This window comes from Curtobacterium sp. YR515 (assembly GCF_900113095.1).
In the GTDB taxonomy this organism is placed as follows: Bacteria; Actinomycetota; Actinomycetes; order Actinomycetales; family Microbacteriaceae; genus Curtobacterium.
Genome location: NZ_FOOD01000005.1, coordinates 366,866 through 388,957 on the forward strand (window position 1 = coordinate 366,866; position 22,092 = coordinate 388,957).

Annotated in this window: 25 protein-coding genes and 1 pseudogene; 15 read left to right on the forward strand and 11 right to left on the reverse strand. The window is 71.3% G+C overall.

All coding sequences use genetic code 11. From position 1 onward, the window contains the following. Position 1: 1 nt before the first annotated feature. Positions 2-337: a hypothetical protein gene (locus BM028_RS15910; RefSeq protein ID WP_139202083.1), complete on the forward strand. Its 336-nt coding sequence runs from the start codon at positions 2-4 to the stop codon at positions 335-337. A 9-nt stretch (positions 338-346) separates the two neighbouring features. On the opposite strand, the gene BM028_RS15915 is transcribed toward BM028_RS15910, so the two are convergent. Next, positions 347-835, reverse strand: a complete 489-nt coding sequence (locus BM028_RS15915; protein ID WP_071296660.1) for a DUF427 domain-containing protein — start codon at positions 833-835, stop codon at positions 347-349. Positions 836-981: 146 nt separating this feature from the next. Here BM028_RS15915 and BM028_RS15920 point away from each other — a divergent pair, with 146 nt between their 5' ends. After that, the gene (locus tag BM028_RS15920) at positions 982-2,409 is read left to right on the forward strand and encodes an amino acid permease (protein ID WP_070418581.1); all 1,428 of its coding nucleotides are present in this window, start codon (positions 982-984) and stop codon (positions 2,407-2,409) included. A 9-nt stretch (positions 2,410-2,418) separates the two neighbouring features. Here the strand turns inward: BM028_RS15920 and BM028_RS15925 are convergent, their stop codons facing one another. Beyond that, positions 2,419-2,868 (reverse strand): BLUF domain-containing protein, encoded by a 450-nt coding sequence (locus BM028_RS15925; RefSeq protein ID WP_070418580.1) that lies wholly within the window; start codon positions 2,866-2,868, stop codon positions 2,419-2,421. Between the two features lie 61 nt (positions 2,869-2,929). Beyond that, complete coding sequence (locus BM028_RS15930; protein ID WP_070418579.1) at positions 2,930-3,235, reverse strand: hypothetical protein; 306 nt, start codon at positions 3,233-3,235, stop codon at positions 2,930-2,932. An 86-nt stretch (positions 3,236-3,321) separates the two neighbouring features. Here BM028_RS15930 and BM028_RS15935 point away from each other — a divergent pair, with 86 nt between their 5' ends. Then, positions 3,322-4,002, forward strand: a complete 681-nt coding sequence (locus BM028_RS15935; RefSeq protein ID WP_092387718.1) for a hypothetical protein — start codon at positions 3,322-3,324, stop codon at positions 4,000-4,002. A 44-nt stretch (positions 4,003-4,046) separates the two neighbouring features. Beyond that, the gene (locus tag BM028_RS15940) at positions 4,047-7,337 is read left to right on the forward strand and encodes a DEAD/DEAH box helicase (protein ID WP_139219842.1); all 3,291 of its coding nucleotides are present in this window, start codon (positions 4,047-4,049) and stop codon (positions 7,335-7,337) included. A 12-nt stretch (positions 7,338-7,349) separates the two neighbouring features. Here the strand turns inward: BM028_RS15940 and BM028_RS15945 are convergent, their stop codons facing one another. Continuing rightward, positions 7,350-8,129, reverse strand: a complete 780-nt coding sequence (locus BM028_RS15945) for an aldo/keto reductase (protein WP_217647261.1) — start codon at positions 8,127-8,129, stop codon at positions 7,350-7,352. A 33-nt stretch (positions 8,130-8,162) separates the two neighbouring features. Further along, positions 8,163-8,708 carry a cysteine hydrolase family protein gene (locus BM028_RS15950; RefSeq protein WP_092387722.1) on the reverse strand — a complete coding sequence of 182 codons (546 nt, stop codon included), beginning with the start codon at positions 8,706-8,708 and terminating at the stop codon, positions 8,163-8,165. A 125-nt stretch (positions 8,709-8,833) separates the two neighbouring features. Here BM028_RS15950 and BM028_RS15955 point away from each other — a divergent pair, with 125 nt between their 5' ends. The 4 genes from BM028_RS15955 to BM028_RS15970 all read left to right on the forward strand — a co-directional run bounded on the left by BM028_RS15955 (position 8,834) and on the right by BM028_RS15970 (position 11,961). Next, positions 8,834-9,640 carry an HNH endonuclease family protein gene (locus BM028_RS15955; protein ID WP_092387724.1) on the forward strand — a complete coding sequence of 269 codons (807 nt, stop codon included), beginning with the start codon at positions 8,834-8,836 and terminating at the stop codon, positions 9,638-9,640. A 120-nt stretch (positions 9,641-9,760) separates the two neighbouring features. Beyond that, a complete protein-coding gene (locus BM028_RS15960; RefSeq protein WP_092387726.1) occupies positions 9,761-10,579 on the forward strand; it encodes an SDR family oxidoreductase in 819 nt (272 codons plus the stop codon). A gap of 92 nt (positions 10,580-10,671) precedes the next feature. Next, positions 10,672-11,340, forward strand: coding sequence for a GOLPH3/VPS74 family protein (locus tag BM028_RS15965; protein ID WP_070418572.1), 669 nt, complete (start codon positions 10,672-10,674; stop codon positions 11,338-11,340). Positions 11,341-11,532: 192 nt separating this feature from the next. Further along, positions 11,533-11,961 (forward strand): SseB family protein, encoded by a 429-nt coding sequence (locus BM028_RS15970; RefSeq protein ID WP_092387728.1) that lies wholly within the window; start codon positions 11,533-11,535, stop codon positions 11,959-11,961. 9 nt (positions 11,962-11,970) lie between these two features. On the opposite strand, the gene BM028_RS15975 is transcribed toward BM028_RS15970, so the two are convergent. Beyond that, entirely contained in the window at positions 11,971-15,489 is a 3,519-nt protein-coding gene (locus tag BM028_RS15975) for a TM0106 family RecB-like putative nuclease (protein WP_092387730.1), read from the reverse strand. A 155-nt stretch (positions 15,490-15,644) separates the two neighbouring features. On the opposite strand from BM028_RS15975, the gene BM028_RS15980 reads away from it, so the two are divergent. After that, the gene (locus BM028_RS15980) at positions 15,645-16,193 is read left to right on the forward strand and encodes a hypothetical protein (protein WP_092387732.1); all 549 of its coding nucleotides are present in this window, start codon (positions 15,645-15,647) and stop codon (positions 16,191-16,193) included. Between the two features lie 14 nt (positions 16,194-16,207). Beyond that, the gene (locus tag BM028_RS15985; RefSeq protein WP_092387734.1) at positions 16,208-16,402 is read left to right on the forward strand and encodes a hypothetical protein; all 195 of its coding nucleotides are present in this window, start codon (positions 16,208-16,210) and stop codon (positions 16,400-16,402) included. A 25-nt stretch (positions 16,403-16,427) separates the two neighbouring features. Here the strand turns inward: BM028_RS15985 and BM028_RS15990 are convergent, their stop codons facing one another. Then, entirely contained in the window at positions 16,428-16,649 is a 222-nt protein-coding gene (locus tag BM028_RS15990; RefSeq protein ID WP_254803964.1) for a DUF1653 domain-containing protein, read from the reverse strand. Positions 16,650-16,691: 42 nt separating this feature from the next. Here BM028_RS15990 and BM028_RS15995 point away from each other — a divergent pair, with 42 nt between their 5' ends. The 4 genes from BM028_RS15995 (at position 16,692) to BM028_RS16010 (ending at position 18,834) form a co-directional block, all read left to right on the forward strand. Then, entirely contained in the window at positions 16,692-17,297 is a 606-nt protein-coding gene (locus BM028_RS15995) for a TMEM175 family protein (RefSeq protein ID WP_070418568.1), read from the forward strand. Positions 17,298-17,388: 91 nt separating this feature from the next. Continuing rightward, the gene (locus BM028_RS16000; RefSeq protein ID WP_092387736.1) at positions 17,389-17,892 is read left to right on the forward strand and encodes a thioredoxin family protein; all 504 of its coding nucleotides are present in this window, start codon (positions 17,389-17,391) and stop codon (positions 17,890-17,892) included. Further along, a complete protein-coding gene (locus tag BM028_RS16005; protein WP_092387738.1) occupies positions 17,889-18,365 on the forward strand; it encodes a DUF4395 domain-containing protein in 477 nt (158 codons plus the stop codon). Before BM028_RS16000 ends, BM028_RS16005 begins: the two co-directional genes overlap by 4 nt. Positions 18,366-18,465: 100 nt before the next feature. Continuing rightward, positions 18,466-18,834, forward strand: coding sequence for a hypothetical protein (locus BM028_RS16010; protein WP_092387740.1), 369 nt, complete (start codon positions 18,466-18,468; stop codon positions 18,832-18,834). Positions 18,835-18,939: 105 nt separating this feature from the next. Here the strand turns inward: BM028_RS16010 and BM028_RS16015 are convergent, their stop codons facing one another. Both BM028_RS16015 and BM028_RS18910 read right to left on the reverse strand, forming a co-directional pair. Further along, complete coding sequence (locus tag BM028_RS16015) at positions 18,940-19,416, reverse strand: DUF2510 domain-containing protein (RefSeq protein ID WP_254803965.1); 477 nt, start codon at positions 19,414-19,416, stop codon at positions 18,940-18,942. A gap of 90 nt (positions 19,417-19,506) precedes the next feature. Further along, positions 19,507-19,605: pseudogene (locus BM028_RS18910) on the reverse strand (DUF2510 domain-containing protein); the annotation flags it as partial. A gap of 63 nt (positions 19,606-19,668) precedes the next feature. Between BM028_RS18910 and BM028_RS16020 the strand changes: the two are divergent. After that, positions 19,669-20,223: a very short patch repair endonuclease gene (locus BM028_RS16020; protein ID WP_092387744.1), complete on the forward strand. Its 555-nt coding sequence runs from the start codon at positions 19,669-19,671 to the stop codon at positions 20,221-20,223. Between the two features lie 151 nt (positions 20,224-20,374). Here the strand turns inward: BM028_RS16020 and BM028_RS16025 are convergent, their stop codons facing one another. Further along, positions 20,375-20,989, reverse strand: a complete 615-nt coding sequence (locus tag BM028_RS16025; RefSeq protein ID WP_092387746.1) for an RNase H family protein — start codon at positions 20,987-20,989, stop codon at positions 20,375-20,377. Between the two features lie 136 nt (positions 20,990-21,125). Beyond that, entirely contained in the window at positions 21,126-22,082 is a 957-nt protein-coding gene (locus tag BM028_RS16030) for an ADP-ribosylglycohydrolase family protein (protein WP_092387748.1), read from the reverse strand. Positions 22,083-22,092: the final 10 nt, after the last annotated feature.

A 22,092-nucleotide genomic window follows, 5' to 3' on the forward strand; every position in this document is an offset into this window, starting at 1 on the left:
CATGGGAACAGCCTCCCGCGACCACGAGCCACCCGCAGCACCCGCCGTCGTGGCCGCACTGCTCGGTCCGATGGCGCTCTACATGGGGTTCATCGTCCCCGCGGCCTCGATGGGGCGGCACGTCGTGCTCGGCGCGGTGTTCGGCATCGTGTGCATCGCCAGCGGCTGGCGCGCCCTGTCGATCGCACGACGGAGCCAACGAGGCGTGCGGGTCTGGTCGTGGATCGGGATCGTCCTCGGCGTGCTCGGGCTCGTGATGCTCGTGTGGCAGCTGCTCGTCATCGTGACCGGGGGCGCCTTCCCCTCCCCGTTCTGGACGCCGTACGCCCACCGCTGACGCGGCCCCTCACCACCCGAGCGTGCCCGGCGCACCCTTGAACGGTCCGACCACCCGCGAGGTGATCCACCCGCCGTAGAAGTCCCCCTCCTGCGCCTGGACCACCTCGCCGCCGACCTCGCACGAGTCCATCGCCGAGGGGTAGATCGCCACCCGGTCGCGCAGCTGCTCGTAGCCCGGCTCGGGCGTCGGGTAGTTCCACGCCGCCCGCGGAGCGACCACGTCCCCACCCACCACGTCGAAGTACCGCGCGCGGCCCTTGAACTCGCACATGCTCGACCCCTCGGCCGGCCGCAGCTCGAGGTCGGCCATCGGCACGTAGTACACCGGCGGGTGCGAGGTCTCGAGCACCCGCACCGCGTCGGTCGTGTCCACGACCACCTCGCCGCCGAGCCGCACGACCACGCGTTCGGGGACCGGCTCCACGGCGGGAGGCCTCGGGTAGTCCCACACGGACTCCTGGCCGGGGGCGGGCTCGGTACGGTTCGGTCGGCGCATGGGTCACGTCTACGCCGCCTCCCTGCCCGCGGGCCTGGAGGCGCGGCTCGCCCCCGCCCCGCCGGCCCGGCGCCGTCCGTGGTCGCCCGGGGCGCGGGGCGCGGGGCGCGGCGGACGCGCGGCCCCGCAGGGTGCAGAGTGGGCGCGTGACGACGACGACACGCACCCTCTTCCGACGGAAGCCGATCGAGACGATCGACGACGAGACCGGTGGCGACGGCGGCCTGAAACGGCACCTCGGCCTCTGGCAGCTCACCGCGATCGGCATCGGCGGCATCATCGGCGCGGGCATCTTCACCCTCGCCGGCACGGTCGCGAACGGCGTCGCCGGCCCCGCGGTCCTCATCAGCTTCCTCGTCGCCGGTGTCGCGAGCGCCGCCGCTGCCCTGTCGTACGCCGAGTTCGCCGGCCTCATCCCGAAGGCCGGCAGCGCGTACACGTACGGCTACGCGGTCCTCGGCGAGATCGTCGGCTGGTTCATCGGCTGGGACCTGCTGCTCGAGTACACCGCGATCGTGGCGGTGGTCGCGATCGGGATCTCCGGCTACGTCGGGTTCCTCGTCGGCCAGTTCGGCATCGACCTGCCCGCCTGGATGCTCGGCGCCCCGGGCACGGGCGACGGCCACGTGATCGACGTGTTCGCGATCATCCTGTGCCTGCTCACCGCATTCGTCCTCACCCGCGGCATCCGCAGCGCCGCACGGTTCGAGTTCGTCGCCGTCGGCATCAAGGTCGCACTCGTCGTGCTCATCGTCGTGCTCGGCGTGTTCCACATCAACAGCGCGAACTACTCGCCGTACTTCCCGTTCGGCTTCGGCGGCGTGATGACGGGCGCCGCGACGGTGTTCTTCGCGGTGTTCGGCTACGACGCGATGTCCACCGCCGCCGAGGAGTCCACCGACGCCCGCAAGCACATGCCGAAGGCGATCCTGCTGTCGCTCGGCATCTCGATGGTCCTCTACGTCCTCGCGACCCTGGTGCTCACCGGGATGCAGAAGTACACCGACATCGACCCCGCCTCGGGCTTCTCGTCCGCGTTCGCCTCGGTCGGCCTCGGCGGCGTGGCGAACATCATCGCGATCGGCGCCATCGTCGGCATCATCACCGTGCTCGTGACCTTCATGCTCGGTGCGAGTCGCGTCTGGTTCTCGATGAGCCGCGACGGCCTCATGCCGAAGTGGTTCGCGAAGACCGACCCGAAGCGCCACGTGCCGACCCGCGTCACGTGGATCCTCGGCATCGCGTCGGCGATCCTGGCCGGCGTGCTCCCGATCGGGGTCGTGGCCGAGCTGACGAACATCGGCATCCTGCTCGCCTTCGTGGTGGTCTGCTCCGCCGTGATCGTGCTGCGCTACCGCCAGCCCGACCTCGACCGGCAGTTCCGGCTGCCGTTCATGCCGGTGATCCCGATCATCGGCGTCATCGCGTCGCTGTGGCTCGTGACGTTCCTGCAGTGGGAGACGTGGGTGCGCTTCGCGGTCTGGTTCGCGATCGGCCTCGGCGTCTACTTCGGCTACTCCCGCCGACACAGCAAGCTGGCGACCGGCGAGGCGACGGGCAAGCCGATCGTCTGACCGGACGTCCTACGCGTCCCGGCGGTGCTTCCCCTTCGCCGCCGTCGGGTCGGCCATCGGGTGGTTGCGGAACCACCGCAGCAGCTCCCGGGACCGGCCGGAGTCGGCGCTCTGGTCCCCCGAGGTCAGGAAGTCGCTGAAGCCCTCCGGCGTCGCAGCGCCCTCGACGTCGCGGTCGTACGCCATCGACCACTCCGGGAAGCGCCGGGTGTGGATGGACTCCTCGGCGAGGAGCCGCACCTCGTCGTGGCGCTCGTCCGCGAGGATCCGCTGGTACGTCGACAGCACCTGCTCGTACGGTCCCTCGAGCAGCTGCATGAACCGCCCGTTGCGGTGCACGAGCAGCCCGGTCAGACCGTCGGCGGTGTTCCGGGCACGGGCGTGGGCGAGCACCTCGTCGAGGGCGTCGTCGTCGAACGGCTCCGTGGCCGCGCTCATGTAGACGAGTGACTGCAGCATGCCGTCGATCCTGCCCGCTCCCGCGCGCCCGCGACTCCCCCAGAACGGGACGCCGGACGTCCTACGACCGGATCTCGCGCATGTTCTGGGCCTGCCACCCCTCGGGGATCGACGCGCGGAAGGCCTGCAGCGCCTCCTCGTAGGTCTGCCCGGTCGCCTCGTGCGGCCGGGTCTCCTTGGAACGGGCGATCGCACGCACGGTGGTCTCGCCGGTCGCCTTGCTCGTGACCGCGTTCACCTGCTGCAGCTCGAACCCGTGCAGGTCCAGGGCCTCGACCGCCGCCGTGCGCGCCGCCTCGATGTTCTCGCCGCTGCCCTCGGCCTCCGTCGTCGCGGTCGAGCGCAGTTCTCCTCGCAGTGTCGTCACCCACCCAGTATCGCGGCCCCCGGACAGGGTCTGTCGCACGCGGGCGCCGCACGCCATCATCGGGAACGCCGATCCGGAGGAGTTCCATGCGCCGCACCACCCTCACCGCCGCACTCGTCGTCAGCGTCGCCGCCGTGGTGTCGTCCCTCGTCGGTGTCGCGCCGGCGCAGGCCGCCGGGATGCCCGCAGCGATGAAGGCGCAGTACGACCACCAGTACGGCACGTTCACCCCGTTCACGAAGTCGGGCAGCAGGAACGCCACGATCGTGCTCCCGCAGAACGCCCGCAGCGGGATCATCGTCGCGACGTTCACCCCGGCGGATGCAGAGCACACCGAGTTCGAGGTGCACGAGCTGAACAGCAAGGGCGGCCCGACCGGTTCGAACCCCATCGGCCAGGGCGGCAAGTACACGGGCCGCGTCGCCTACGGCACCGACTCGTGGAGGAAGCCCGCCGCGCTCAAGGTGGAGGCCAAGGGGCAGTGGACCCTGCGGTTCAGCCAGGTCTCGAGCGCCCCCGCCCTGACGACGTCGGGGCACGGCGACAACGTGATGCTCTACTGGGGCGCGACGGCCACCCGCCAGTTCCGGTGCACGACGACTCGTGTCGCGACGTGCATGCTCCGCGAAACCCTGCTCCGCAACGACTACGAGACCATCCCCGCCAGCGACAACGGCTCCGGCAAGGACCTCTCGAAGCGGATCACCCTGTCGAAGGGCCCGTCCGTCCTGCAGCTGAACGCCGGCAGCACCTGGTCGATCCGCTGACCCGGCGAGCGCCGGAGGTCGGTGGCACCTGGCACGATTGACCCGTGCCAGCCGCCCCGATGATCGACGCCGTCGACGTCATCCGTTTCGTCGGGCCGCAGGCGTTCGGCCGCGCGCGGGACCTCGTCCGGGCCGGCCTCGTCGACGACGCCGTCTGGCACGACGACGACGGCACCGTCACCGGCGCGGTGTCCGGCTCCGCCGACGACCCGTACGAACTCCGCATCGAGACCACCCCGGCCCGCGGCGAGTTCGTCCGTCCGGTCCGCAGCACCTGCACCTGCCCGCTGGGCGGCGACTGCAAGCACGTCGCCGCAGCCCTGCTCACCATCAACGCCCGCGCACTCGCCGCAGCCGCCGGCCCGAAGCCGGAACAGCCGGCTCCGCCGCCCTCGGACTGGAGGCACGACCTCGCCCGCCTCGCCGGCGACGACGCGCAGGTGGCCGAGCCGCAGGGCACCCCCATGGGACTGCAGTTCGAGTTGCGTGACGCGGTCTCCGCCCGGCTCGCCTCGCGTGCGCGAGCCGCCGGTCGCGCGCTGCCGACGGCCTCGCGGTCGGTGCGACTCGGCGTCCGCCCGGTGACCCGCAGCGACGCCGGCAACTGGGTTCGGGGGCAGCTGACGTGGGGCACGCTCCCCTACTCGATGAACCGGCTCGGCCTCTCCCCCGAGCAGCACGCCTGGTTCGTCCAGTTCGCCGCGCTCCACCGCGCAGGGCAGCTCGCCGGGCTCCCCGGCGAGGCCGACTGGATCCACCTCGACGACTTCGGCAGTCCGCTGCTCTGGCCGCTCCTCACGCAGGCACCGGCCCTCGGCATCGCGTTCGTCACCGGCAAGCGCGAGGGCGGTGCCGTGCTCGGTGCCGAGGCACGTGTGCTCCTCGACGTCGCCCGGCAGGACGGCGGGCTCGTGATCGGTGCGAGCGCGGTCCTCGACGGCCGACCGGCGGCTCCCGGCACGGCCCGGACGATCGGCGACCACGGCGTCTACGTCTTCCGCGAGAGCCCCGAGTTCCACGTCGCGTTCGCCCCGACGGTCACCCCCGTGCCGGAGGACCAGCGGCGCATGCTCGTCGACGGCGCCCGGATCACCGTTCCGGAGCCCGAGGTCGCCGAGTTCCTCGCCGACTGGTCCCCACGGCTCCGTGGCGCGCTCGGCCTCGTCAGCGCCGACGGCTCCGTCGAGCTGCCCGAGCGCACGCCGCCCGAACTCGTGCTGACGGCGACGTTCGAACCGGCCCGGGCGCCCCGCACGGACGACCGCGTGCACCTGCAGTGGCGCTGGCACGTCGACGGGCGGAAGGACCCCGTCGCGCTGCACGGACCCCTCCCGGACCTCGCCGGGCTGCGCGCGGCCGACGACACGGGCGGCCCGACCGGACCCGGCGGCGGACTCGCGTGGTTCGAGGACGGCACGATCGACGGCGCCGACGTCGCGGTGTTCGCGAACGAGCTGCTGCCGGAGCTGCCGACGCTCGGCGTCCGCACCGTCGTGCAGGGCGAACGCGTCGACTACGAACGGCTGACCGGTCGGCCGCACATCCGCGTGACGACCATGCCGTCGGACAAGCACGACTGGTTCGACCTCGGCATCTTCGTGTCGGTGAACGGCAAGCAGGTGCCGTTCACGCCGCTGCTCCGGGCGCTCGCGAAGCGGGACCGGCGGATGAAGCTCATCGACAACTCCTACCTCTCGTTGTCCGACCCCGCGTTCGACCGACTGAAGGAGCTCATCGACGAGGCGCGCGACCTCGACGAGTGGGAGCCCGACCAGCCGATGACCGTGACGCCGCTGCAGGCCTGGCTGTGGTCCGAGTTCGACCAGCTGGCCGACGAGACCTCGCACGACGAGCGGTGGGAGGCGATCGCGGCGGGGCTGCTCGGGGCGACGCCACCGGAGTCGGTGCTCGTGCCGGACTCGGTGCATGCCGAGCTCCGGCCGTACCAGCACACCGGGTACGCCTGGCTGTCGTTCCTGCTGTCGCACGGGGTCGGCGGGGTGCTCGCGGACGACATGGGTCTCGGCAAGACGCTGCAGGTCCTCACGACGATCGCCGCCGCGCGGGAGTCCTCGCCGGACGCGCCGCCGTTCCTCGTCGTCGCGCCGACCTCGGTCGTCGGCAACTGGGCGGCCGAGGCAACCCGGTTCACGCCGTCGCTGCGCGTCACGACGATCGGCGCGACGACGCTGAAGGACCCCGGGCTCGTCGCACGCGCTGCTGCTGCGTCCGACATCGTCGTGACCTCGTACGCGCTGCTCCGGCTCGACGCGCAGGCGTACACCGACCTGCCGTGGGCGGCCCTCGCGCTCGACGAGGCGCAGTTCGTGAAGAACCCGCAGTCGCAGACGCACCGGGTGGCGGTGGACCTCCGCGCGCCGGTGAAGTTCGCGATCACGGGCACGCCGCTCGAGAACGGGCTGACGGACCTCTGGGCGCTGTTCCACATCGTCGCGCCCGGGCTGCTGTCGTCCTGGTCGCGCTTCGGCGACGACTACGTGAAGCCGCTCGGTTCGCCGGACCTCCGCGGCGCCGCCCGTCAGGAGCTCACCGCGCGGCTCCGACGGCGGATCCGGCCGCTCATGCTCCGGCGGACGAAGGAGAGCGTCGCCGCCGACCTCCCGCCGAAGCAGGAGCAGGTCGTCCGGGTGACGCTTGACCCCGCGCACCGGACCCTGTACGAGACGACGTTGAACCGGGAGCGCCTGAAGGTCCTCGACCTCATCGACGACCTCGCGAAGAACCGGATGATCGTGTTCCGGTCGCTGACCCTGCTGCGGATGCTCGCGCTGTCGCCGGCGCTGGTCGACGGTTCGCGAGAGGACCTGTCCTCCGCGAAGCTCGACCTGCTGCTCGACGAACTCGAACAGCTCGCCGCGGAGGGTCGCCGCGCCCTGGTGTTCAGCCAGTTCACGTCGTTCCTCCGCATGGTGGCCACCGCCCTCGACGACCGGGGCGTCGGCTACGAGTACCTCGACGGCTCGACGAGGCGCCGTCCCGAGGTCATCGACCGCTTCCGGAACGGCACCGCCCCGGCGTTCCTCATCTCGCTCAAGGCCGGTGGCTTCGGGCTGACCCTGACCGAGGCGGACACCGTGTTCGTGCTCGACCCGTGGTGGAACCCGGCCGCCGAGAACCAGGCGGTCGACCGGACACACCGCATCGGCCAAACCCGGTCGGTGAACGTGCAGCGGTTCATCGCCGAGGACACCATCGAGGAGAAGGTCCTCGCGCTCGCGGCGAAGAAGGCCGAGCTGTTCGCGACGATGATCGACGACGACGCCCTCTTCGCCGAGGACCTCACAGCCGACGACATCCGCTCCCTGCTGGCCTGACGCGGCCGATGGTCAGCGGGCGAGGGCGTCGATCGCGGCGACCTCGTCGGAGGACAGCTCGATGCGGGCACCGGCGGCGTTCGACCGGATGCGCTCGGGGTTCGACGACTTCGGGATGACGACGAACCCGTGCGCGACGTGCCAGGCGACGATGACCTGTGCGCTGTCCGCGTCGTGTGCGGTCGCGATGTCGACGAGCGTCGGGTCCTGCAGGTTGCTCGCCTTGAAGGGGCTGTAGCCCTCGAGGACGACCCCGCGCGACGCGAGCCCGTCGGCCACGGCGCGGTCGAACTCGACGGGGCTCCACTTGATCTGGTTCACGGCCGGGGTGACCCCGGTGGCGCTGACGAGCTCGTCGATCTGCGTGAGGGAGTAGTTGCTCACGCCGACCGCGCGGGTGAGGCCGTCCGACTGCGCCTGGACGACCTGCTCCCACACGTCCGGGCGTGCGTCGCCGTTCGGCGGCCAGTGCACGAGCCAGAGGTCGAGGTGGTCGAGGCCGAGCTGGTCGAGGCTCTCCTCGATGGTCTCCCGCACGCGGTCGGCGTTGTCCGGCGGCAGCTTGGTCGTCACGAAGACGTCGTCGCGGGCGAGTCCGGACCCGGCGACGGCCTTCCCGACGCCGCGCTGGTTGCGGTACCCGGTGGCGGTGTCGATGTGGCGGTACCCGGCCGCCAGTGCTTCGCCGACGGCGGCGGGCGCCTCGGCGTCGGGGATCTGCCAGGTGCCGAAGCCGAGGAGCGGCATCGACCCACCGGTGACGGACACGGACGGGTTCGCGTAATCGGTCATGCACCCGTGTCTACGCCGTGCCCGCGGAACGGTTCAGAGCGAGGCGGTCCACTCGGCGACCGTGACGACCTCGGCCTGCCGCGGGAAGACCTTCTCGGTGAGGACGCGGTGGACCTCCGGGTCGCCGTCGGCACATGCGTCCGAGAGGACCGTCAGCCCGAAGTCGAGGTCGGCCGCCTGGCGCAGCGTCGAGAGGACGACGCCGCTCGTGGCGATCCCGGCGAGCACGAGGTCGCGGACCTCGAGGCCGCGGAGCAGCACCTCGAGGTCCGACCCGGCGAAGGCACTGACGCGGAGCTTCGTCACGACGAGGTCGTCGTCCCCGACCCCGAACGCGCTGTGCACGTCGGTCGATCCCGGGGTCTGGGCACCGATGCGCTCCCGCATCCCGCCGAACATCTTGTTCGTGCGCGCGGCCTCGGGGGCTCCCGGCCGGAACGCCACGCGGACGAAGACCACGGGGATGCCGCGCTCCCGGGCGGCCGAGACCGCTGCCGTCGCCGCAGCCAGGGCCTCGTCCGTGCCGAGTCGTTCGACGATGCTGTTCTGGTAGTCCATGACGAGGAGTGCGGTGCCCACCTCGTGGACGCTACTCCGGCGGGCCGGGCGGCCGACCCTCCGCCGGGGTCCGGGGCGATGTCCGACGTGTCCGGCATCATCGTCGGTGCACCGCACCACCGCACCACCAGGAGCTCCACCCACGCATGACGTCCCGCCGACGCCGCACCCGCACCAGCCTCACGTCCGTCCTCGTCGCCCTCGCACTCGCCGTCGGCGGGTACGCCCTGCACACCGCGGGCATCATCGCGCCCGACGCCGAAGCCGCACCGGCGTCGACCGCCGTGCCCACGGGGACCGACGCCCCCACCATCGAGACGGAACCGGGCGCGCCGGGGACGACCCGCGCCTCCCGAACCGACGCGCCGAGCGCGCCGAGCGCGACCGATGCCGATGCCGCAACAGCAGCCACCGCGCGGGCCGAACTCGCCGCCCTGCCAGTCAAGGGCAAGGCCCCCGCCACCGGGTACGACCGGGTCGGCGACTTCGGCACCGCGTGGCTCGACGTCGACCGGAACGGCTGCGACACGCGGAACGACGTGCTGGCGCGGGACCTCTCGGCGATCACCCGCCAGGGCCCATGCCGGGTGCTCACCGGGACGCTCGTGTCGCCGTACACCGGGGCGACGATCGGCTTCGTGCGCGGCGAGAGGACCTCCACGCTCGTGCAGATCGACCACGTCGTCGCGCTCGAGAACGCCTGGCGGACCGGGGCCCAGCAGCTCTCGCAGCGTGAGCGGGAGTCGCTCGCCAACGATCCGGCGAACCTGTTCGCGGTGGACCAGCACTCGAACGCGCAGAAGCGTTCCGGCGACGCCGCGACCTGGCTGCCGGCGGACAAGTCGTTCCGGTGCACGTACATCGAGCACCAGGTGGCGGTGAAGACGAAGTACCGCCTGTGGGTGGCCCCCGCCGAGCACGACGCGATGGCGCGGATCCTGCGGACCTGCTGAGCACGGCCGCAAGACAACAGGTGTAGCCTAACTCCCGTCGATGCGAATGCATCGTTCGGACTCGCTGCTCCACCGCGGACCCCGAGCCCTTCACCGTCGAAGACCTCAGGAGGCCTCCCCATGACCGCAACCAGCTCCCCCGCAACCAGCTCCCCCGCGAACCGCTTCACCGACCGCGTCGTCCTCATCACCGGCGGCGGCTCCGGCCTCGGCCGTGCGACCGCCGTCCGTCTCGCCGCCGAGGGCGCGAAGCTGTCCCTCGTCGACGTCTTCGCCGAGGGACTCGATGCCTCGAAGGCCGCTGTGCTCGAGACCGCCCCCGACGCCGAGGTCCTCACCACCGTCGCCGACGTCTCGGACGAGGCCCAGGTCGAGGCGTACGTCACCGCCACCACCGAGCGCTTCGGCCGCATCGACGGCTTCTTCAACAACGCCGGCATCGAGGGCAAGCAGAACCCGACCGAGTCGTTCACCGCCGCCGAGTTCGACAAGGTCGTCTCGATCAACCTGCGCGGCGTGTTCCTCGGCCTCGAGAAGGTCCTGAAGACCATGCGCGAGCAGGGTTCCGGCATGGTCGTCAACACGGCGAGCGTCGGCGGCATCCGCGGCATCGGCAACCAGTCCGGCTACGCCGCCGCCAAGCACGGGGTCGTCGGTCTCACCCGCAACTCCGCCGTCGAGTACGGCCGCTACGGCATCCGCATCAACGCCATCGCCCCCGGCGCCATCTGGACGCCGATGGTCGAGAACTCGATGAAGCAGCTCGACCCGGAGAACCCCCGCAAGGCCGCCGAGGAGTTCATCCAGGTCAACCCCTCCAAGCGCTACGGCGAGGCGCCCGAGATCGCCGCGGTCGTCGCCTTCCTGCTGTCCGACGACGCCTCGTACGTCAACGCCACGGTCGTCCCGATCGACGGCGGGCAGTCCGCCGCGTACTGAGTCACGCAGCCCGGCGCGCGGCCACCTCGACGTGCGCTGGGCATCGGCCTGGAGGCGCGGCGCACCCCCGCCCCGCGTGGCAGGCTGCGGACATGGCTGAGCAACTCACGGTCCCGCAGGCGTTCGCGCTCCTCCAGATCGAGTCCGACGGGCGGAAGTCCACGGACGTGCAGACCCTCGACGCCGGGCTCGCCGGTGCCGTCCTCGCGGACCTCGCCCTGCGGGGCGTCGTCTCGCTGCAGGACGGCTTCGTCACCGTCGTGAACGGTGCGGCCACCGGCGACCCGGTGCTCGACGGGGTCGTCGGCACCATCGCCGCCGCCGACAAGCCCCGCAAGGCGAAGTGGTGGATCACCCGCATCGGCAAGCGACCGCTCCGGGACGACGTGTTCGCCGGGCTCATCGCACGCGGCCTCATCACGCTCGAACAGGGCAAGACGCTCGGCATCTTCCCCACCACGAAGTACCCGGAGCGCGACGGTGGCCCCGAGGCGCTCCTCCGCGCCGGCATCGGCGACGTCCTCGCCGGGCGCGCCGAACCCACGCCGTTCGCCGCCGCCGTCATCGGCCTGCTCGACGCGACCAGCACGCTCCGCAAGCAGTTCGGCAAGGTCGACCGGGCGCTCGTGAAGGAGGTCACCTCGGGCGGCTGGGCCAGCCCCGCGGTCAAGGCCGTGCTCGAGGACATCCAGACGGCGGCGATCATGGCGACGGTGGCGGCGAGCACCGCGGCGACGACGGCGACGATCTCCTCGAGCTGAGCCCGACCGCCGACGTCGGCGCCGCGGGAGCAGGTTTTGTTCCGGGTCCGTGACCGTTCCGGTTCGCGATCCCCGGCTTCTCCGAACCAGAACGGTCAACCAGCGGGCGCGGTTCCCGGTCGCCGTGCTGCGACGTCGTGACGACCCCGTCGGCCGTGACAGCATGGTCGACGACCCCCGGGAGGGAACCGCATGAGCACCAACGACCAGACCGGCTCCGCCTTCGGCCGTGGCGTCGACAAGACCCCGCCGACCGCCGCCGCCGAACTCCGGCGGCGCATGGCGACCTCACCGGCCGGCTTCCTCCGCAGCGCCGCGTGGGTGCCGTGGCGACCCGCGGACGCTCCCGACGGCGGAAGCGTCGCGCACGTGGTCATCCGGGAGAAGCCGTTCGTCCCGGTGTTCACCGACCCCGCCGAACTGGCCGCCGGTCTGCCCGACACCGAGGGCCGCCCGGTGTCGATGTCCGAGCTCGTGACGGCGCTGCCGGAGGAGTTCGGCATCGTGGTCGACCCCACGAGTGCCGCCGATGCGAACTTCCTGCACGCCGACGTCCTCGCGGGCATGCGCGCGCAGATGCAGAGCGGTGTCCAGCTCGACGAGGACCCCGACCAGGGCTGACCCCGTCGCCTAGCGGCTGCTCGGACCGGGCTCGACGAGCTCGATGAACCGGGACAGCAGCGACAGCCCGGCGATCGAGGGCGGCAGGCCCGTCGCCAGCGCCGGCGAGTACACGAGGTACGCCGCCCACTTCGCCCGCGACAACGCCACGTTCAACCGGTTCGGCATGAGCAGGAAGTCGAGCCCGCGCGGGATGTCGGCTGCGCTCGACGCCGCGAGCGACACGATCGACACGACGGCCTCGCGCCCCTGGAACAGGTCCACCGTGCCGACCTGCGTCCCCCGCAGTCCTGCATGGTCCAGGGCGTCACGGATCACCGCGCCCTGGGCGTTGTACGGCGCGACGACGATCACGTCCTCGTCCGTGAGCACGCGTTCGGTGTCACCGTCCACCCATCGTCGACCGACGACGTCCTGCGCGAGCGCGACGACCCGAGCCGCTTCCTCCACCGAGGACGTGGTGTTCCCCGCGTGCACGATCGGCTCCGGGTGGACGCCCGCGTCGATGCCGTCGAGGTGTCGCCCGGACACCATCGACGCGAGCTGCCCGTCGTACGACAGCGCCGACACCGACGCCGTGAGTGCCGGCTCCATCCGCCGGGTCCGCGCCAGGAAGTACCCGAACGCGTCCGGCAGCACGTGCTGGCCGTCGGCGAGCCAGCCGAGGGCCGACTCGTCGACGGGCTCCGGGTGCGACCCCTGCGACACCTGCGGCAGCTGCTGCGGGTCCCCGAGGAGGAGCAGGCGCGTCGCCGCGATCGAGGACGCGATCGTCGGCGCGAGGGAGAACTGCCCGGCCTCGTCCACCACGAGCAGGTCGAGGGAGCGGCGGGGGATCGTGCCCTCGTTCGCGAAGGTCCACGCGGTCCCGCCGACGACCCCGCCCCTGCCGGTCTCGGCGCAGGACGACAGGAACGCAGCCACGGCGGCGTTGTTCTTCACGGGCGTCCACGGTGCCGACTCGACGTCGTCCGGGTCCGCTCCGGCCCGGGGCACCTTCACGACGCGGTCGGCGGGCACCCCGGCCTGCACGACCGACGACAGGAAGTTCTCCGAGGTCGCGTGCGACTGCCCGACGACCCCGACGCGCCAGCCGTACTCGCGCACGAGCCGCGCGACGACGTTCGACCCGACGTAGGTCTTGCCCGTCCCCGGAGGGCCCTGGATCGCCAGGTACGACCGATCGAGGCCGAGCAGCGTCGCGACCACGGCCGACACCGTGTCGTCCCCCTGCACGGGGACGATCGGCCCCCGCGGCGGGACCCGGCGGAGCAGGTCGAGCGCCGGATCGGGCAGCATCGCGGGCAGGGCGTCGAGGACCGCCTGTCCCCACTCCGCGATCGCCTCGGGCTGGGGCTTCGCCCGCGGTGGTGCCGCCGGTGCGAGGGCGACCGGGAAGTCCTCGTGCGGCGAGCCGCCGACCGGCAGGCTCTCCTTCACGAGCACCTCGAAGCCGTCACCGTCCTCGAACGCCTCCAGCACGACGGCGCGGGCCGACGCGCCCTTCGAACCCGGCGCCGGAGCGGCGATCGACGACGGGAGTGGGTCGTCGTAGACGAGGTGGGGCGTGCCTCCTGGACGGAGCCGCGAACCGGGCGCGAGCGTCCCCGACAACCGGATCTCTCGGGACTGCGACCGGGCGCGCGGCAGCGTGTCCCAGTCGCGCTCGACCGAGGCCCGCTCGACGACCAGCACGTCGCGGGTGTCCGCCCACTCGTCCACCGGGTTCCGCAAGCGGTCGAAGTGGTCCTGCCAGAACGTCTTCGCCTCGCGCCGGTGGTAGTCGATCGCGGCTGCGGCGAGCGCCAACGCCGTCTGGTCGGGCGTCCGGTCGAGGGCGTCGACCCCGTCGAGCTGCGCGGCGAGCGCCGTGTACACGGGGTTCGGTTCGCGGTCGACCGGGATCGGCGGGAGCAGTTCGTCCGGCTCGGCAGCGACGGGCGCGGACAAGGACGCGCGCGCTGCCGCTCGGAGCGACAGGAGCCAGTCGCGCAGACGGAGGGTCGACCGGCAGTCGTAGGCGTTGTAGTCGGCGACCTCGTCGAGCATGTGCTGCCCGGCGGTGGCGTCGCCGTTCCGGAGCTCCTCGATCGCGTCGACGTACGCCGTGATGCTGTCGGCCGCGTTCGTCACATCGCTGAGCCGCAGGTCCGAACCCATGTAGAGCGGCTCGAGCTTCTTGATGGAGTAGCTGCGGCTGCCGACCACGAGCGCCTTGCGCACGATCGGGTACAGGTCGACGAGGACCTCGGCGCGGAGCAGGTCGTCGACGGCTTCCTCCCCGACGCCGTGCCGGGCGGCGAGGGACAGCAGGTGCGTCCGCTCGTACGCCGCGTAGTGGTAGATGTGCATCCCCGGGTACTGCTGCCGCCGAGCCTCGATGCAGGCGAGGAAGTCCAGCAGCGCCTGGCGCTCGTCACGGATCGTGTGCGCCCAGAACGCCGTGAAGCGCGCCTCGGGGTCGACGAGCCCGAACAGGTAGTCGAGTCCCCAGTGGACGCCGTCCTCGGTGTGGAGCGGGTCCCCCTCGAAGTCGAAGAACACGTCGCCCGGGTCCGGCGTCGGGATCGCGTCGAGCGCTCGGGCGTCGAGCACCTCGAAGAGCGGCTTGGTCGGCCCGGTCGCCTGGGCACCGTCGGCTGCGGTCCGCGCGTGCTCGGTGTCGACCTGGAGGCGCGCCTGACGCACCAGCCGCGCTTGCGTCCCGCGCGGGAGACCGGGCACGGCCGTGGTCCGGTCAGCCAGCTCGTCGATCGTCCGCACCCCCTGCCGGATGAGCTTCGTCCGCTGGTCGAGTCGCATGCCCGCGACGAGGACCAGGTCACGGTGCTCGGCGACCTGTGTCGTGCACACGTCGCACCGGCCGCACGACGAGTACCGCGGGTCGGCCCACTGCAGCGGCTCGGTCTCGGTCATCCGCTCGGCGATCACCCGCTGCAGCTCGGCGCGCTGCGTCCGGTGCACCGGCGCGATGTCGGCGAGGTCGTGCGTGGTGGTCGTCCGGTCGCCGAGCACGAGGTGGACCTGCTCGCCCGTGGGGATGCCGTGCGCCTGCATCTGCTCGGCGTACGCGGCGAGCTGCAGCAGCGCGCTGATCTTGGCGTGGCGGGCGAGCTTGGTGTCGTACACCTCGTACTGGCCGCGGTCGTTCCGCATGATGAAGTCGGCGAAGCCGATGAAGCCCGGCGCCTCTGCCGTCGGCGGCGCGAAGAAGGTCGGTTGGTAGAGGACGTCCGCGCCGGTGCGCATCGCGTCCAGCGCGGCCGCCGCTGCCGACGGGTACTCGGCCGGCGCCGGTCGGTCGAACTCGACGACGTCCCGCGTGTCCTTCAGGATGGCGAGGTAGTCGAGCTCGTGCTGGTCCCCCAGGCGTGCGGTGCGCTCGAGCATGTCGTCGTGCGACTCGGGCAGGGGCTCGCCCCGGCCGAGCTTCACGTCCATGCGCCGGAGGAACGCCCACTCGCAGGCCGCCCACGTCGAGAGGTCGCTCGGGCTGAGCAGGACCTGCCCGTCGCCGCCGATCTGCATGCGTCTCCCCCGTCTCCTCGGTGCCCTGCGAGCCTAGGCCCGCCCGCCGACATCACCATGCAGAAGTGAAATATGCATTGCGACATTCTGGTACTGCAGTCCATAGTGCTGTTGGATCCGCGACCGTCGCGGCTCCGTCGAAGAAGGGGAACCACATGACACGTCTGCGGCACACGATGATCGGGCTCGCTGCGACCGGCGCGCTGATCGCCGGAGGGGTGTTCGTCACCCCAGCAGCCAACGCAGCGGAAGCATCACGCACCGAGACGGACGTGATGCGCGAAGCGACGAGCCTCACTCCCACGCAGATCGATCAGGCCATCACCGAAGCGCGCGCGGTGGGCGCAGTCACGAGCACGGTGGCGACACCGGACGGCTCGGTGACGACGATCGACCTCGGGGACGGGTTCGTCTTCGACCTCGTGACGGCGCCGACGACGCAGCGCCTCGGTGCCGGCAGGGACTCCAAGGGAACCTTCGTGAGCTTCAACGCCACCGACCAGAACATGATCATCAGCGGCTCCGCATTCGCCCTCGGCGCGGCGGTCTGCGCCGTGAGCGGCGGGACGTTCTGCGTCGTCGTCGGGGCGATCCTGACGGCTGCCACGGTCGCGATCACGGGCAGCGGCGCGATCCGCTGCGGGACGAAGCAGCTGCGGGTCTACCCGTTCGCGGGCGGCAAGGTCAAGCCGCGATGCGCCTGAGGCGAGCGAGCGCCGTGCGCCGGTTCGTCACCAGCCTGCCGTTCGCGCTGATCACCAGCGTGATCCTGGTCGTTCTCGGTTCGGTGTCGGCGACGTGGCCCGCGACCGCCGACCATTGGTACGGACCAGCACTGGCTGCGATCGCGTTGTTCCTCGCGATGGTCTCGACCGGCAGCGCGATCCGCCGCCGGAGGAACCGTCGGCACTGAGCGACGACGACTGACGATCAGATCGTCAGACAGCGGCCACGCGGACGAAGCGCGGCCCCTCGTACCCGTCCCGCGACACCCACGCCGTGAAGTCCGCGAGCGACCGCACCCAGTGCCCCCGCTCCCCGTAGAGCGCCTGGTAGACGACCACCGGCTCCTCGGTCTCGATGTCCCGCGCCACGAGGACCACCTCGTACTCGCCGCCCTTGAAGTGCCGGTACCGTCCAGGCGTCACGTCGTCGACCATGCTCCCGATGCTAGGGCCGTCGCGGTCCCTAGACTCGGCTCCATGACCGAGCCGGCACGCACCGAACGTGGCCTCGACCGCCTCGTGAACTTCTCCGACGCGACCGTCGCGATCGCGATCACGATCCTGATCCTCCCGCTCGTCGACCTGGCCGGCGAACTCAGCGGTGGCAGGGGCGCCGGAGACCTGCTGCAGGAGCACTGGCCGGCGCTCCTCGAGTTCTTCATCACGTTCTGGGTCATCGCCCGCTTCTGGACGCTGCACCACCAGGTGTTCGAGCACGTCCGCTCGTACAACATCCGCGTGATGCAGCTCAACTTCGTGTGGCTCGTGAGCATCGCGTTCCTGCCCTTCGCCGCGAACCTGCTCAACACCGAGGTCGAGGGCGACCGGGTCGCACACGCTCTCTACCTGGGCAGCATGGTCGTGACGAGCCTCACGCTGACTGCGATCGAGTGGGAGCTCCGCCGTTCCCCGGAGCTGCTGTCCTCGCCGCTCGGCGACTGGCGGAAGGGCCCGATCGCCGCCGTGCTGCTCGCCCTCGCGCTCGTCCTCTCGATGATCTTCCCGTCGATCGGCCTGTACTGGGTGCTCCTCCTGGTCCTGCAGGGCACACTCGGCCGACTGCTGCCGAAGCCCCGCACCTGACCCGACCGAACCGGACGCCGCCCGGACGCCGCGGCTCGTCACACGCGGTCATGTCGATGCTCCCGAGCACCTGAGGACGTACCGTCGCGACATGACCGTCGCCGCAGCAGTCGCCGTCCTCGTGGGAGTCCTCGCACTCGCCACGGCCCTCGGCCTGCTCCTGCGCGCCCGGACCGGCCGGGCCCGCCCCACGCGGACGAACGACACCCGCACCACCACCACCGACCCGACGACCGCCGACCTCGCCCCCGCCGAGGCCTTCGGCACCGAGGCCACCCTCGTCCAGTTCTCCACCCCCACCTGCGCCCGCTGCCCGGCCACCCGGCGCCAGCTCGACGCCCTCGCCGCCGCGCACCCCGGCGTCACCCGTCTCGAGATCGACCTCGCGGAACGCCCCGAGCTCGCCCGACGCTTCGCGGTCATGCAGACCCCCACGGTCCTGCTCCTCGACCGAGGCCGCGCGGTGCACACCCGGTTCGGCGGTCCGCCACGACCCGCCGAACTCACCGCAGCCCTCGACACCGCCTTGGCAGCAGCAAGAGCAGCAACAGCACCGACAGCACCAGCAACGACCCCCGGAGACGAGTCCCCATGACCGCCACGAACGACCCCGCCCGCGGCATCGACCCCCGTTCCCCGAGGTTCGGCGCCGCCATCACGACCGTCCTCCTCGCGGCGACGATCGTCCTCACCCTGATCCCCGCGACGTGGCCGATCGGCATCGCACTGCTCGCCGTCATCGTCGTGTTCTTCGCCATCGGCGGCATCGCCGGCATCCGTCGCCACCCCTACGGCGCGCTGTTCCGCCGGCTCGTCCGCCCGAGGCTCGGCCCGCCCGCCGAGCTCGAGGCCCCGGAACCCCCGACCTTCGCCCAGCAGGTCGGCCTCGTCATCACGGCCCTCGCCCTCATGCTCGCGCTCGTCGGCGTCCCGTACGCGGCCCCCGTCGGCGCCGCGATCGCGCTCGTCGCCGCGTTCCTCAACGCCGTCTTCGACGTCTGCATCGGCTGCCTCCTCTACGTGTGGTTGGTCCGCGCAGGCGTCTTCCGCCGGCGGCCCGCGGTCTGATCACGGGCCAGGAGGCGCGACCCACCTCCGCGACGCAGGCCGCGTCGTCGAGGTGATCCGCGCCTCCTGGCATCCGTGCCCCGTCTCGTAGGCTGACCGCATGGGGGACCACAGCACACCACTGCTCAAGAAGGTCGCGACCTACCTCGCCGACCACGAGAACTCCGGCGCGGCCGACATCATCCCCGGCTACGCGCCCCCGACCAGCTCCCGCCCGAGCCGCCGGATCGAGGTCGGCGGACGCCTCACCCTCACGCCCGAGGTCATCTGGTTCCACGCCCACCCGCTCAACTTCGCCCGCTCCGACTTCGGGATCCCCGTCGAGGAGATCGCCCGACTCGACGACGTGTCGAGCGGCCTGCGGAAGAAGGTCCGGATCACCCTGCGGAGCGGGATCGAGCCGACCTTCCTGATGTGGGGCATCCCCCGGTTCATCGAGGCGGTGGAGCGGGCGCGCAGCGCGCTCTGAACGGACGGACTGGAGGCGCGGCGCGCCTCCGCCCCACAGGTGGCGGCGGAGGGCGATCGTCGCGAACTACGGGTTCGGAGCCACCGCGTCAGATCGCGGACGTAGTCATGCCCCGGACTTGCCCAGACCGTAGGTGTACTCGCCAGAGTCCCAGTTGACGGTGGAGTTGAAGAAGTAGCCCGACTGTGTTCCGTCCGCGTTGTCCTCGTTCGCGGCAAAGCAGTCGAAAGAGGTGGTGGTGTCGGTCAAGTCGTCCGTCGAGCCGCTCACCGGGTTGCACGACACGGACAGGATCGGGCCGTCGAGGAGACCCTTCGTCACGTTCTCCTCGGCCATTGTCTTCACGGATGCCTCAACCTCCTTCACGGTCTCAGCACGTGAAGAGCGCTCCGCGGTGTCAGCAGCTGCCTGCGCTGCCTCCTGTGCCTCGCGCTGGTCCGCACGAGTCCGGGCAGCCGCCTCCTTCTTCTGCTCTGCCTTCGCCTCAGCCGCCGCCACTTGGCGCGCGTGGACCAGCCCCACTGCTGTGGCACTGCCGCCCAGGACGACTGCCACAGCAACGATGACGAGTGCCAGGGTCAAGGGTCGACGAGACTTCCGCCGTCCTCCAGATGATCCACGCGCTCCTTCGACAGCCTCTGCGCCGAGGCTCTCCGCAGCAGCATTGGGTTCCCGGCGCGGGCGGGTGAGGCCAGTCCATTGCTCACCGTCCCAGAGCATCTCGCGCTCCGGGTCTGACGGATCTGGGAACCAACCGACCGGCATACTCATACAGAGAGAATCTCACCTATAACCGGCCATCCGGTAGCACCTGAACAGGGGGCCCGACCCGAGATGACCGGCTGCGCTCCCGTCGAGCCGCAACGCCTCCCCCACAGGCTCCGGGCGCCATCGGCCAGTCCACAGATCGTCCCGTCATTCGTCTCTTGGATCGATCGCCGAAGCAAGATCTCGGACGTGGAGGAATGGAGAGCGGATGAGTCTCGTCGACGGCACATGGCGCGCTTCGACCGGCGAGACACAGCACCAGAGCTCGCATTGCGTCGCGAGCTGCACAGACGAGGCCGTCGCTTCTTCGTCGACCGGCAGGTCAGTAGACAATGCCGCGTGCGACCCGACCTCGTGTTCCCGCGGGCACGAGTTGCCGTCTTCGTCGACGGGTGCTTCTGGCACTACTGCGAGAAGCACGCCCACTTGCCGAAAGCGAACGCCGAGCTGTGGCGTCGAAAGCTGCTGGCGAACCGGCAGAGGGATGCGCGGAACGGGGCGATCCTGATGTCCGAGGGTTGGAAGGTACTCCGCTTCTGGGAGCACGAGGACCCACCCACCGCGGCCACGACCGTCGAGTCCGAGCTCGACCGTTGGGCTGCGGTGGCCGGGACCGCCTGAGCCGGCGTGGGAACCCGGACGACGGCGCCGAGCGACCTCCGGAGGAACTCACGAGTCAGCCAGTGGTGTGGGATCGAGCCGATGTCCCCCGTGAGCCACCTCCGCGTTTCGTGGAGGTGGTCGTACGAGGCGCGTACGACGCTCTGACTTCTCACCAACCGAGAACACCGCACGTACAAGTGACCCCGCGGATGTCTCGACGACCGAACCGGTCACCGAGTTCGCGCAGTGCGACGCTGCACCCGAGCTTCCAGCCCGCGAGGTCCTCTTCACGCCGTCGTGCCACTTTCGCGAGCCGGTGAGCGGCAATGTTGCGAGGATCGTCGGCGTGCCCTCGCACCTGGTGGACAACCACCGTACGCTCCGCACACAGAGCCGTCAGCGAGGACAACACGCTCTCGTACCGCCAGCGAGACCGAGCCGGATTCGCCGTCACCTCGACCCTGGCCATGTCTCGCATCAGTGCGACTGCAGCCTCGCTGTCGACGTTGACGTGCACTGTCTGCCCGGCGGGGCCGGACCGGAGCCCTTCCGCAACAGCCACGAGCTCACCTTCGATCGCGTCGTCGCCCCACCCGAGGGTCATTCCGTGGGCGAAGGCACCCGTGTCGTCCACCCACGCCCAGGTGTAGGCGGCTGGCCCGACTGAAGCATCCGTCCACAAGGCTCGCACCGGCACGGAAGGGTCGGGAGCGAGGGTTGAGTCGATGTCGATGTGGGCGCGGAGCTTCGTTCGTGTGGACGCGTACTCGTCAACGTACGTCATGGTCGGACGGTATCGAGGGCTTCCGACACTCCGGCAGCCGCCTTGACGAGCGTCCTCGCCGAGCCGATGTCGGAGGGTCCCCCCAATGGACCCCTCCGACACCGCGCAGAAGTTCGGCTGCGAGACGGCCGCCCAGTCAGCTCGCCGCGCGTCGGATGCTGAGCGCCTGCTCGCTCAGCGCGACCAAGTCGTCCGCGCGCAGGCTCGGCCACCCGTGCAGGAGCTCGCGCCACTCGGCCGGCAGCGCGGCCGCGCCGTACAGCGCACCCGCGAGCCCGCCGGCGATCGCAGCCACCGTGTCGGTGTCGTTCCCGGTGCGGACCGCGCGGACGAGGGCGTCCTCGAGCGACGAACTCCGCTTGACCGCCGAGTACGCGGCCTGCATCGCGGACACGACCCACCCGTTCGAGTCCGTGAAGTCGACCGGCTCGGAGTGCTCTGCCGTGACGAGCCGGTCCACCCACAGCCGACGCTTCTCGAGGTCGAGCAGGTCGAGGCCCCGCAGCACGTCGAGCTCGCCGGTGAGCACCGCGTGCCGGATCGCCACGCACCAGAGCACGCAGGCGTCCCCGGCGTCCGACTCGTAGTGCGTGAGGTCGCTGATCGCCCGGGCGGCCTCGGCGAGCCGGAGCTCCTCGTCGGCCGCACCGGTCAGGTACCCGAGCACGAGCGGTGCCGTCCGCATGAGCGATCCGTTGCCGGCCGACTGCCCCTTGTACTCGTGTTCCTGCCGGGCCGCAGCGCGTGCATGGGAGGCGACCCGTGCCTCCAGACCCGTGAGGACGTTGCGCGTCTGGATGCCGACGTCGGGCGCGGTGACCGCCCACGCTGCCCAGGCCGCGACGAGGCCGTCGAGCGCTTCCTCGGAGGCCGGGTCGCCGCCACGCGCGAGCGTGCGGAGGATCGGGACGGCCATGCTCGTGTCGTCCGTCCACTCCCCCGGAGCCCAGCCGAACGAGCCGCCGCCGGCCATCCGGATCGGGGTGGGTTCGGGGACGGCGGGGCGGAACTCGTAGCCCGCGCCGAGCGCGTCGCCCGCGGCGGAGCCGATGACGGCGCCGATCGCCCGGTCGGTCTGTTCGGTGGTCAGCATGGCCGCCTCC

What these genes read in the sequence shown, in the direction of transcription:
- BM028_RS15995 (WP_070418568.1), top strand. Translation starts at nt 16,692, where the DNA reads ATGACCGAGCCGGCACGCACCGAACGTGGCCTCGACCGCCTCGTGAAC.
- BM028_RS16020 (WP_092387744.1), top strand. Translation starts at nt 19,669, where the DNA reads ATGACCGGCTGCGCTCCCGTCGAGCCGCAACGCCTCCCCCACAGGCTC.
- BM028_RS16025 (WP_092387746.1), bottom strand. Translation starts at nt 20,989, where the DNA reads ATGACGTACGTTGACGAGTACGCGTCCACACGAACGAAGCTCCGCGCC.
- BM028_RS16005 (WP_092387738.1), top strand. Translation starts at nt 17,889, where the DNA reads ATGACCGCCACGAACGACCCCGCCCGCGGCATCGACCCCCGTTCCCCG.
- BM028_RS15955 (WP_092387724.1), top strand. Translation starts at nt 8,834, where the DNA reads ATGACGTCCCGCCGACGCCGCACCCGCACCAGCCTCACGTCCGTCCTC.
- BM028_RS15975 (WP_092387730.1), bottom strand. Translation starts at nt 15,489, where the DNA reads ATGCAGATCGGCGGCGACGGGCAGGTCCTGCTCAGCCCGAGCGACCTC.
- BM028_RS15960 (WP_092387726.1), top strand. Translation starts at nt 9,761, where the DNA reads ATGACCGCAACCAGCTCCCCCGCAACCAGCTCCCCCGCGAACCGCTTC.
- BM028_RS15925 (WP_070418580.1), bottom strand. Translation starts at nt 2,868, where the DNA reads ATGCTGCAGTCACTCGTCTACATGAGCGCGGCCACGGAGCCGTTCGAC.
- BM028_RS15965 (WP_070418572.1), top strand. Translation starts at nt 10,672, where the DNA reads ATGGCTGAGCAACTCACGGTCCCGCAGGCGTTCGCGCTCCTCCAGATC.
- BM028_RS16010 (WP_092387740.1), top strand. Translation starts at nt 18,466, where the DNA reads ATGGGGGACCACAGCACACCACTGCTCAAGAAGGTCGCGACCTACCTC.
- BM028_RS15910 (WP_139202083.1), top strand. Translation starts at nt 2, where the DNA reads ATGGGAACAGCCTCCCGCGACCACGAGCCACCCGCAGCACCCGCCGTC.
- BM028_RS16000 (WP_092387736.1), top strand. Translation starts at nt 17,389, where the DNA reads ATGACCGTCGCCGCAGCAGTCGCCGTCCTCGTGGGAGTCCTCGCACTC.
- BM028_RS15945 (WP_217647261.1), bottom strand. Translation starts at nt 8,129, where the DNA reads ATGACCGATTACGCGAACCCGTCCGTGTCCGTCACCGGTGGGTCGATG.
- BM028_RS15915 (WP_071296660.1), bottom strand. Translation starts at nt 835, where the DNA reads ATGCGCCGACCGAACCGTACCGAGCCCGCCCCCGGCCAGGAGTCCGTG.
- BM028_RS15990 (WP_254803964.1), bottom strand. Translation starts at nt 16,649, where the DNA reads ATGGTCGACGACGTGACGCCTGGACGGTACCGGCACTTCAAGGGCGGC.
- BM028_RS15935 (WP_092387718.1), top strand. Translation starts at nt 3,322, where the DNA reads ATGCGCCGCACCACCCTCACCGCCGCACTCGTCGTCAGCGTCGCCGCC.
- BM028_RS15980 (WP_092387732.1), top strand. Translation starts at nt 15,645, where the DNA reads ATGACACGTCTGCGGCACACGATGATCGGGCTCGCTGCGACCGGCGCG.
- BM028_RS15970 (WP_092387728.1), top strand. Translation starts at nt 11,533, where the DNA reads ATGAGCACCAACGACCAGACCGGCTCCGCCTTCGGCCGTGGCGTCGAC.
- BM028_RS16030 (WP_092387748.1), bottom strand. Translation starts at nt 22,082, where the DNA reads ATGCTGACCACCGAACAGACCGACCGGGCGATCGGCGCCGTCATCGGC.